The following is a 9,778-nucleotide window of genomic DNA, read 5'->3' as shown; positions in this document are numbered from 1 at the left end:
CGAAATAAGCTCCCGCCCAAAAATAGGGTTTGTTGTCGAAATACTTTGCCGCCAAATCCGGAAATTCTTGTCTAATTAAGCGACTACTAACTGTTTTAAGGTTAGCGATTAGTTTGGTCCATGATTGTAATTAGTTGATATCCTAGGCAGTAAGTGTTATAATTTAACTATACATCACGCTCACGAAAGACAGTGATAACGCTTACCTACCAGTACAAACTAAAGGTAAACAGACAACAGGAACAGGAGATAATCCACATTCTTGATGTTTGCAAAAGCGTTTATAATTACGCTCTTTCAGAACGGAAAGATTGGTTAAACTCTCGAAAGTGTCTTGCGGATCACTGTTCGCTAGTTTCCGAGTACATAATTCCTGCGGATGAACCCTATCCTAATTACTTCGTTCAAGCTAAAAATCTAACGGAAGCTAAAAAAGTTTACCCGATATTAAAGACAGTTAACGCTCAAGTTTTACAGCAAGTCTTAAAAACTTTAGATAAGGCGTTTAACCAGATGAAATCGAAAGGCTTCGGCTTTCCTAGATTTAAGAAAAAGATGCGGAGTTTTGTTTTTCCTGCGCTGTCAAAAAGCTTTCTAGGTGACGAATACTTAAATTTTCCACAATTGGGAAAAATTAGAATCAGGCAATCTAGAGAATACCCGTCTGGGTTCGAGCCTAAACAAGCTCGAATTATCCAAAAAGCGTCGGGATTTTACGTTTCGGTTTCCTTCCAATCTACGGAATTAGTTCCCGATATGACAGTGGGGAAAACCTGTTTAGGAATTGACGCGGGGATTGAGAGTTTTGTTGCTACTTCACGGGGAGATTTAATCAAAGCCCCTCGATTTTTGTTGAAAGTACAGAGTAAGCTTAAATTGCTACAAAGACGCTTGAAACGGAAAACTAAAGGCTCTAGCAATTGGTTAAAACTTCAGGAGAAGATAGCGAGATTACATGAAAAAGTGTCTAATACTCGTAGAGATTGGCACTTTAAGTTAGCTCATTACCTTTGTGATCTTGCTGATAATATCTTTGTCGAAGATATTAACTTCATTTCCTGGTCTAGAGGGATCGTTAGAAAACAATCTCTGGATTCGGGCATCGGTAGTTTTATTAACGAGATACTACCGTTTGTCGCTTGGAAACGGGGGAAATATTATCTTAAGGTCGATAAAAACGGAACTTCCCAGGAGTGTCCGAATTGTGGCGCGATTACTGGCAAAAAGTCGTTATCAGAAAGAGTTCACCGGTGTGATTCTTGCGGCCACATTGAACCGAGAGACACGGCATCAGCGAAGGTAATCGAGAACCGAGGAAAAAACGCGGTCGGACTGACCGTGTTAGAAAACGCTCGCGGAGGCGATTTGACGGGGATCGACTGGGTTAAACCAGGTCGATCTAGTTAAAAACCTATGAACCGAGAATCTCCCGCTACACCGCGCGAGCGGTTAGCGGGGGAGAGTCAAAATTAGAATGATTAAACCCCAACCATAACCCCGCCTCGATAACCGATAGCCGATAACCGATCGCTAAACATGGATCCATCTTTCGCCCTTACTCTGCAAATTGTCATCACTGTGGTGGCGGGGATTACAGCCCAAGTCATCGCCGAATACCTGAAAGTTCCCAGTATTGTTTTCCTGCTCATTTTTGGGATTGCTTTAGGGTCCGATGGTTGGGAAATTTTACACCCCCAAAGTCTGGGAATTGGCTTAGAAGTCCTTGTTGCTCTCTCTGTGGCGATTATCCTATTTGAAGGCGGTTTAAGCCTAAGCGGACGGGAATTAGGGCGAGTTTCTGGCAGTTTACGCAATCTTGTCACCCTCGGTACTTCCATCACTCTCATCGGTGGCGGTATGGCGGCCCACTGGTTGGGGGAATTTCCCTGGCCGATCGCTTTTCTTTACGCTTCTTTAGTGGTAGTAACCGGTCCGACAGTGATCGGGCCTTTGCTGAAGCAAGTAGCTGTAGATCGGCGGGTGGCGACGCTTTTGGAAGGGGAAGGGGTATTAATCGACCCTGTGGGCGCAATTTTAGCCGTAGTGGTGCTAAATACGATTATTGATAGTCATTCCCGCCCCATGGAAATTATCACCGGTTTAACCCTGCGTTTAGGCATCGGGGCGGCGATCGGCATTGCTGGAGGAGGATTGTTAAGTTTTATTATAAAAACTTGCAATTTTCTGACTTTTGAGTTAAAGAATCTCGTGGTTTTAGCGGGAGTCTGGGGGTTATTTGGTTTATCACAATTTAGTCGCAGTGAATCGGGGTTAATGGCGGTGGTAATGGCGGGAATTGTCCTAAAAGCGGCGGCTGTTCCCGATGAGCGGTTATTAAGGCGTTTTAAGGGTCAATTAACCACTCTTTGCGTGTCGGTACTGTTTATTTTACTAGCGGCGGATCTTTCGATCGCCAGTGTCATCGCTTTGGGTTGGGGCAGCGTCCTGACGGTGTTAGTCTTGATGCTGGTGGTGCGTCCCCTGAGTGTGGCTCTGTGTACCCTAAAAAGTGATCTAAATTGGCGACATAAGTTATTTATCGCTTGGGTTGCCCCTAGGGGAATCGTTTCCGCCTCCGTAGCTTCTTTATTTGCCATTTTACTCACCCGTGCCGGTATTAATGGCGGTGAAGCGATCAAAGCTTTAGTCTTTTTAACAATTTTAATGACCGTTTTTATTCAGGGATTAACGGCGCGGTGGGTGGCAAAAGGGCTAAAAATCACTTCTTCTGCGGCAACAGGGGCAGTAATCGTCGGTTGTAATCCCCTAGGTCGCTTAATCGGTTGTTTATTCCAAGAACAAGGGGAAAACGTGGTTTTAATCGATACGGATGCCGCAGCCTGTCAGCAAGCAAAAGAAGAGGGTTTGACGGTGCTGCAGAGTAGCGGACTTGATACAAAAATACTACAAGAAGCGGGCATCGAATCCATGGGGACTTTTCTGGTTTTGACTAATAATAGCGAGGTTAATCTGGTTTTAGCCCAAAGAGCCGGGGAGGAATTTCATCCTCCCCGGTTGTTGGCTGCCTTTGCGGGAACCCCTAACCCAGATAAAAATAAGGTTAATCAGGTTTTTCTGCCTAGTTTTTCGGTCAAGGAATGGAATCAGTATTTAGACGATAATCAGATTAAATTGGGTAAAACTATCTTTAAGGCCGATGATTTGAGCGAACAACAGACCAGATTAACTAAATTAATCGAAAATGGTGAACTGCTGCCCCTACTATTGCGTCGCGATAATTCCCTACAGGTAGTAACAGAAGGGGAAGAATGGCGCACGGGAGACGAATTAATCTATATTCTGCGCGATTTACGCCCACAACTGCTTAAACGTCTTTCTGGCACTGTCAGAACCCGTTTATCTTTAGAAATCTTACCCGAAGTGGAAATCGCCACCAGTAGATAACTTGAGACTGTTCTATACTATTTAGTGGATTTAACGGGTTCAGGGCTTAAAATAAGCAACTGCCGACCGGCGCTAGATTTAGCGACACCTAGCAGGACGGGATGTTCAGTTTTGGGGGCATCTTGGGGTAAAGCACGAAAAAGGTACAGCCATCCCCCTCTTTCCAGTAATAATCGCCAGACGCGATCTTGCTCCGTATCGGTTAGGTTGCGCTGTTGAATAATGCGGGCTAAATTAGGATCACCAATGAGACTCTGCTGATCTTCGGGCGTTAGGGCTTCAAAAAGGGGCTGATTGGGGTCAAGATCCCCTGCTTCTTTACCTAAAATGAGCAGTTCCTTGGCACTAATCAGGGTGACAACGGGGAGAGTAGAAGTGGGATTCACCGCATCTCGACGGGCATCCTTTAAACCTTGATCCCGGGCAAGATGGAAGATGAGTAAGAGAATCCAACTCAGGAGAATCAGTTCCGAAGCGAGAGGAAGGGTTAACTGACGCTGAAAGCGGGGACGAGGAGCATAGGGTATTTTTCGGCGATTGCGTTGGTTTTGTCTTTTCAGTTGCCAATTTTTCAGTCTAGTGAGCCACTGTTGATATTGCCAGTGAAGGAAAGCAAGACAAAGGGTGGAAAGCTGAAAAAGTATAGGAATCAGAAGGGCAATAATCAGGGTGTTAGCAATACTTTGAGGCGTACCAAAGAAGACTTGAAGAGGGAGTAATAAGAAGGATTCAACCGGAAAATCGAGGCTGGTGATACCGAGTTGGTAATAGGCAAAGTATGCCCAACGATAGACCCAACCTGTATAGTACAATCCCGCACCAATGAGACCGGCGGCACTGGCAAGATTGAGGAGAATCGTCGGGGGAGAAGGAGTCGTCACAGGGGGCTACTAACGCTAAAAAAGAACGCTAAAATTAAAGTTATTATAGATGATCATTGTAGGGCGAGTTATGGTCAGACGTTTAGAAATTTTATCCGGTATAGCTTTAGTTTTTTTGGGATTTTTGACTGTTTCTAGTATCGCTCAAGCACCCACCCTCGAAGCGGCTTTACCACGATTAGCAAATATTACGTTACACAATGGCAGAGATTATAAGGGGGTGACGTTAACTCGGTTCGATCGCCCTCAGCGTCGGATTTCTTTTAAGCAAGGGGGTAAGGAGTTTAATCTACCCATTGCCCAAGTGACACAATTAACCTTAGAGGGAGAAACCATCATCAGTATTGCCGAAAACCCGACAATTGTGATTCAGGGAGAGGACAAGCGATGTGGTTCGGTTTATGCTGTACCGCGCCGTTTTGAGCATTTGAGTTTGGTGGAAAAGCAAAAGCGTAAGCAGGTAGAGATTAACTTATCAGATTTGCCTCCACAGATGCAAAGAGATTTAACTCAGCAAGGGGCTTATGGTTATGTGTTGAAACAGTTAGAATTTGCTAATGGCGAGTTAAAAGCGGCGGGGGTGGTGCGTTGTCGGGCAAATTAATCACCAAAATTATGTCAATAAAAATCAGTATCAGGATGTTTAGGATTAAGGGATTAACAGGATTAGGTGACTTGTGAAGAGTCTATAATTAAAGGATCATAAAGAATATTATATCTATCCTGAAAATCCTCCAATCCTCAAAATCCTGATACTGGCATTTAGGATTAAAGGATTAACAGGATTAGGTGACTTGTGAAGATTCTATAATTAAAGGATAAAAAGACTATAATATCCATCCTGAAAATCCTCCAATCCTCAAAATCCTGATACTGGCATTGAGGATTAAAGGATTAACAGGATTAGGTGACTTGTGAAGAGTCTATAATTAAAGGATCATAAAGAATATTATATCTATCCTGAAAATCCTCCAATCCCCTAAATCCTGATCTCAGGATTTAGAGGATTAAGGGATTAACAGGATTAGGTGACTTGTGAAGAGTCTATAATTAAAGGATGCAGGGAATAGGACACCCACCCCCAACCCTATCCTGAAAATCCTCCAATCCTCAAAATCCTGATACTGGCATTATGGAATTAGACGAAATCACCTATAAAATTATTGGTTGTTGTATGAAAATCCATCGAACACTGGGAAATGGGTTTCAAGAAGTCATCTATCAAAGATGTCTCGATATTGAATTAGGAAAAACAGGATTAACCTTTGAAAGAGAAAAAGAACAACTTATCTTTTATGAAGGAATACAAGTCGGAACAAGACGCGCTGATTTTACCGTAGAAGGAAAAGTCATTGTCGAATTAAAAGCAGTAATTCGCCTAGAAAATGTCCATCTTGCACAAGCAAAAAATTACGTCGTTGCTTATAATTTTCCTGTTGGTCTATTAATTAACTTTGGCGCAACGAGTTTAGAATACAAAAAGATATTTAATAATAGATAACAAATATCAGTATCAGGATTTAGAGGATTAAGGGATTAACAAGATTAAGTTATTGGCAAGGAGTACATAATTAAAGGATCATAAAGAACATTATATCTATCCTGAAAATCCTCAAATCCTCAAAATCCTGATACTGGGATTGAGAATTAAGGGATTAACAGGATTAGGTTATTGGCAAGGAGTAGATAATTAAAGGATCATAAAGAACATTATATCTATCCTGAAAATCCTCAAATCCTCAAAATCCTGATACTGGCATTGAGGATTAAGGGATTAACAGGATTAGGTGACTTGTGAAGAGTCTATAATTAAAGGATGCAGGGAATAGGACACCCACCCTCAACCCCATCCTGAGATCAGGATTTTTAGGATTAAGGGATTAACAGGATTAGGTGACTTGTGAAGAGTCTATAATTAAAGGATCATAAAGAATATTATATCTATCCTGAAAATCTTCCAATCCTCAAAATCCTGATACTGGCATTATTGAGATAATATAAAGAATCATTTGAGTCTGGCGAGGGGAAGCAATGAAGACAGGTTTAGGGATCTTACTCAGTCTAGGGCTAGTCGTAACAGCGCCGCATTTGACGGTTATAGCTTCCCCCCTATTGGTGCAGACGGATTTACGTCAAGAAGCAGATCGACTTTATCAAGAAAGTCTTGAATTGTTCCAGTCGGGAACATTAGAAGGCTATCAGGGGGCATTAGGAAAGTTACAACAAGCATTAAAGCTTTATGAGCAACTCGACAGCAAATCAGAGCAAGCATTAGTCCTCACCGGTTTAGGGCGTATCTATTCTGCTTTAGGGGAGAAACAGAAGGCATTAGACTATTACCAACAGGCTTTACCCTTATGGCGGGCGGTGGGAGATCGCGCAGGGGAAGCCACTACTCTCAATAATATTGGTCGTGTCTATTCTGCTTTAGGGGAGAAACAGAAGGCATTAGACTACTACCAACAGGCTTTACCCTTATCACGGGCGGTGGGCGATCGCGCAGTGGAAGCCATTATTCTCACTGGTATTGGTGGTGTCTATGATGCTTTAGGGGAGAAACAGAAGGCATTAGACTATTACCAACAGGCTTTATCCTTATGGCGGGCGGTGGGCGCTGCCGAAGGCACGCAAAGCGCCCGCTCGGGGGAAGCCGCTACTCTCAATAATATTGGTCTTGTCTATGATGATTTAGGGGAAAAACAGAAGGCATTAGACTATTACCAACAGGCTTTATCTCTATCGCGGGCGGTGGGCGATCGGGAGGGGGAAGCCAGTACCCTCAATAATATCGGGGCTGTCTATGATGATTTAGGGGAGAAACAAAAGGCATTAGACTACTACCAACAGGCTTTACCCTTATGGCTGGCGGTAGGGGATCGCTCTGGGGAAGCCGCTACTCTCAATAATATTGGTTTTGTCTATTATGCTTTAGGGGAGCAACAGAAGGCTTTAGACTACTACCAACAGGCTTTACCCTTATCACGGGCGGTGGGCAATCGCTCTGGGGAAGCCGTTACTCTCACTGGTATCGGTCTTATCTATCGAGATCAAGGAAAACTAGAATCGGCGATTAACTCTTGGGAACAATCCGCTAATCTGATTCTGGATCTACGGCGGGGGGTTAGCCGTTCCTTGCGGGCAACCTTCCTAGAAAGTGAGCAAGGGACAAGCATTGCCCTAGTAGATCTCCTCATTCGCCAGAATTCCCCTCAAAAAGCTTTTGAATGGGCAAATCTCAGCACCACTTTTGACCTCGTGGATTACGATCGCCTTGCAGGAACAGAAGGACAAGTCAAAAATCCTGTCGCCAATCAAGCTTATCAGGAGTGGAAAGCACAGGCACGGCAACTGGAAGCCCTGCGCCAAGAATTACAAACCAACTTCAGCGACACCCTCTCCCAACAAGTCCGGCAACAAGAAGCCGCCCTCAACGAACAGGCGGAAACTCTCGTGGAAAAATACCCCGAATTAGCCGATTTACTGGAAATTACCCCCACCGACCTCGCCCAACTGCAAGCCAATCTACCTGCTAATACCACCCTCCTCCAACCCGTCCTACTCACAGGGATAGATAACGTTGAACATACCGTTGCCCTCTTTATCCTTACTCGTACCACCCTTAAGGTTCAGCAAGTTCCCGTCCCTAAAGATCTTAATCAGCTTTTGCAACGCTACGCCAGCCAACTGGAAAGCGACCTAGAAATCGTCGATCGCGCCCTCAGTTCCCAACTCTATGACCTGCTGATTCGTCCCATTGAAGCCCAAATTGCCCCGAATCAAACCCTGGCCATCATTGCCACGGGTGCTTTGCAAAGAATCCCCTTTGAAACCCTCTACGACAACCAAACTCAACAGTATCTCCTGCAAAAATATCCCATTCACTACCTCACCCGTCTGAGTAAAGTGCAGCCCCAACCCACGCCGAAAGTCAATAATCCTAGTGTCCTCGTCTTTGCTAATCCCCGTCCTACCCAAGTCGAATTAATCGGCACAGAAGCTCAAGCCAACTTTCTGCAAAAAACCTATGCCAACAGCCAAATCTACAAACACCAACAAGCCACCCTCGACGCCTTTTTAAGTCAATCGCCTCGGTTTCCTATTCTGCACTTAGGCACTCATGGTTGTTTCCGTCCAGAGGGGTGTCCTAGCCTAGGCATGAAACCGAATACCCTGCTGTTTGCCAACAGTCAACAGTATGAACTCAAAGATGCCGTGAAACTGGGACTGCAAAACACCGAACTGATTACTATTGGTGCTTGTGAAACGGCGCGGGAAGTGGATGGAGTCGGTTTGGCGGGTTTGGCCTATGTTTGGGAAAGAGCGGGGGCGAAAACTACCCTCGCCAGTCTTTGGAATGCCACCGATTTTGTGCAATATTCCCAACAAAACAGCCCAGAATTGCCCACGGCGGCGATTTTAAATCAATTTTATACTAATTTACAACAGGGCATGACCAAAGCGGAAGCCCTCCGTCAAGCAAAACTCGCCCATATTGACCTTCATCCTTTCTTTTGGGCGGCGTTTATCCTGATTGGAGATGGTCAAGAGTTGGGAGCAAGTGGCAGGTAGCAGGGAGCAGGGGGATCGCCACCCCCCTTATCAAGGTAGGGTTGATTCATTTAAATTAAGTATAGCTGATTTTGAGTCAATAAATTTGCTCGAAGATTCTCAAGTTTATCTTTTTCTAACCAAAAGAGTTAGTCACAATAACTAATCTTTAATCCTCTGCCAAATTTATTATGAATAAATTGATAAAGCTTGTTCCCAAGCTACTAAAAGCCTATCTCTCTTCAAATTTTCTGAGAGTACATCCTGTTAATTTAGCTAATTTTTCTGCTTCTTACGTCGATAAAACTATCAGTTTTTCCCAACGTTCAGCTAACCACCTCTGTCCCTCTGTTATTGAGAGAAAACCCAAACCTCTGAAAAGATTCAATCCTATGGTTGTGAGAATTGACCAATTGCTGGCCGCTTGAAAATCACTGATCTCGCTTTTATCTTCCTCAAAAATTACATCTTTTACCCAATGTAACTGATTTTCTATTTTCCAATGTCCTCGAATAATTTCAGCAAATACTTGGGCGGATTCGGTTAGGCTACTGATATAGTAAGCCGTTTCTTCATAAGTTTTATCCCCGCGACTACCCCTTCTTTCTACTTTAACAATTCTTCGCAGATTTTCAAACCCTTGTCTTTCATTTTTCCTCACTTTAAAAACTTCTATTTTTCTTGATATTTTTCGTCCATGACTATTATCTTGTTCGAGAAAGCAACTTTCTGGCTTTGAGGAATTACTCAGGTCTTGTATTCGCTTATAAAGATTTTTCTGATTTCCTTTAACGGTGATAACATAATCATTTTTACTCTTGGCTATTAAGCTGATTGTTTTTTTCTGACAATGTAAAGCATCGCCAGTAAAAACTTTATTTTGGAGAGAGCAATCTTCAATTATCGCTTGACCTTCGTCGATTTCAGACCCTTTTTTGTTTTCG

6 protein-coding genes and 2 pseudogenes are annotated in these 9,778 nt (G+C 43.6%); 5 read left to right on the top strand and 3 right to left on the bottom strand.

The window, feature by feature from the left end; genetic code table 11:
• Positions 1–112: pseudogene (locus tag IM496_RS18530) on the bottom strand (transposase); the annotation flags it as partial.
• Between the two features lie 80 nt (positions 113–192).
• Here IM496_RS18530 and IM496_RS18525 point away from each other — a divergent pair.
• A complete protein-coding gene (locus tag IM496_RS18525; protein ID WP_287662886.1) occupies positions 193–1,407 on the top strand; it encodes an RNA-guided endonuclease InsQ/TnpB family protein in 1,215 nt (404 codons plus the stop codon).
• A 129-nt stretch (positions 1,408–1,536) separates the two neighbouring features.
• A complete protein-coding gene (locus tag IM496_RS18520; RefSeq protein ID WP_287662885.1) occupies positions 1,537–3,405 on the top strand; it encodes a cation:proton antiporter in 1,869 nt (622 codons plus the stop codon).
• Between the two features lie 17 nt (positions 3,406–3,422).
• On the opposite strand, the gene IM496_RS18515 is transcribed toward IM496_RS18520, so the two are convergent.
• Positions 3,423–4,286, bottom strand: coding sequence for a hypothetical protein (locus IM496_RS18515; protein WP_287662884.1), 864 nt, complete (start codon positions 4,284–4,286; stop codon positions 3,423–3,425).
• Positions 4,287–4,356: 70 nt separating this feature from the next.
• Between IM496_RS18515 and IM496_RS18510 the strand changes: the two genes are divergently transcribed.
• From IM496_RS18510 to IM496_RS18500, 3 genes are all read left to right on the top strand, one after another.
• Complete coding sequence (locus tag IM496_RS18510) at positions 4,357–4,890, top strand: hypothetical protein (protein ID WP_287662883.1); 534 nt, start codon at positions 4,357–4,359, stop codon at positions 4,888–4,890.
• Between the two features lie 528 nt (positions 4,891–5,418).
• Positions 5,419–5,787, top strand: a complete 369-nt coding sequence (locus IM496_RS18505) for a GxxExxY protein (RefSeq protein WP_002755507.1) — start codon at positions 5,419–5,421, stop codon at positions 5,785–5,787.
• A gap of 530 nt (positions 5,788–6,317) precedes the next feature.
• Positions 6,318–8,855 (top strand): CHAT domain-containing protein, encoded by a 2,538-nt coding sequence (locus IM496_RS18500; protein ID WP_287662882.1) that lies wholly within the window; start codon positions 6,318–6,320, stop codon positions 8,853–8,855.
• A gap of 271 nt (positions 8,856–9,126) precedes the next feature.
• Here IM496_RS18500 and IM496_RS18495 read toward each other — a convergent pair.
• Positions 9,127–9,778 (bottom strand): annotated as a pseudogene (locus IM496_RS18495) (ISAs1-like element ISMae8 family transposase); the annotation flags it as partial.

It is taken from the genome of Microcystis sp. M049S2, from assembly GCF_020245625.1.
In the GTDB taxonomy this organism is placed as follows: domain Bacteria; phylum Cyanobacteriota; class Cyanobacteriia; order Cyanobacteriales; family Microcystaceae; genus Microcystis; species Microcystis ichthyoblabe_A.
Note: the sequence above shows the minus strand (reverse complement) of the source record. Positions and strands in the feature narration are given on the sequence as shown.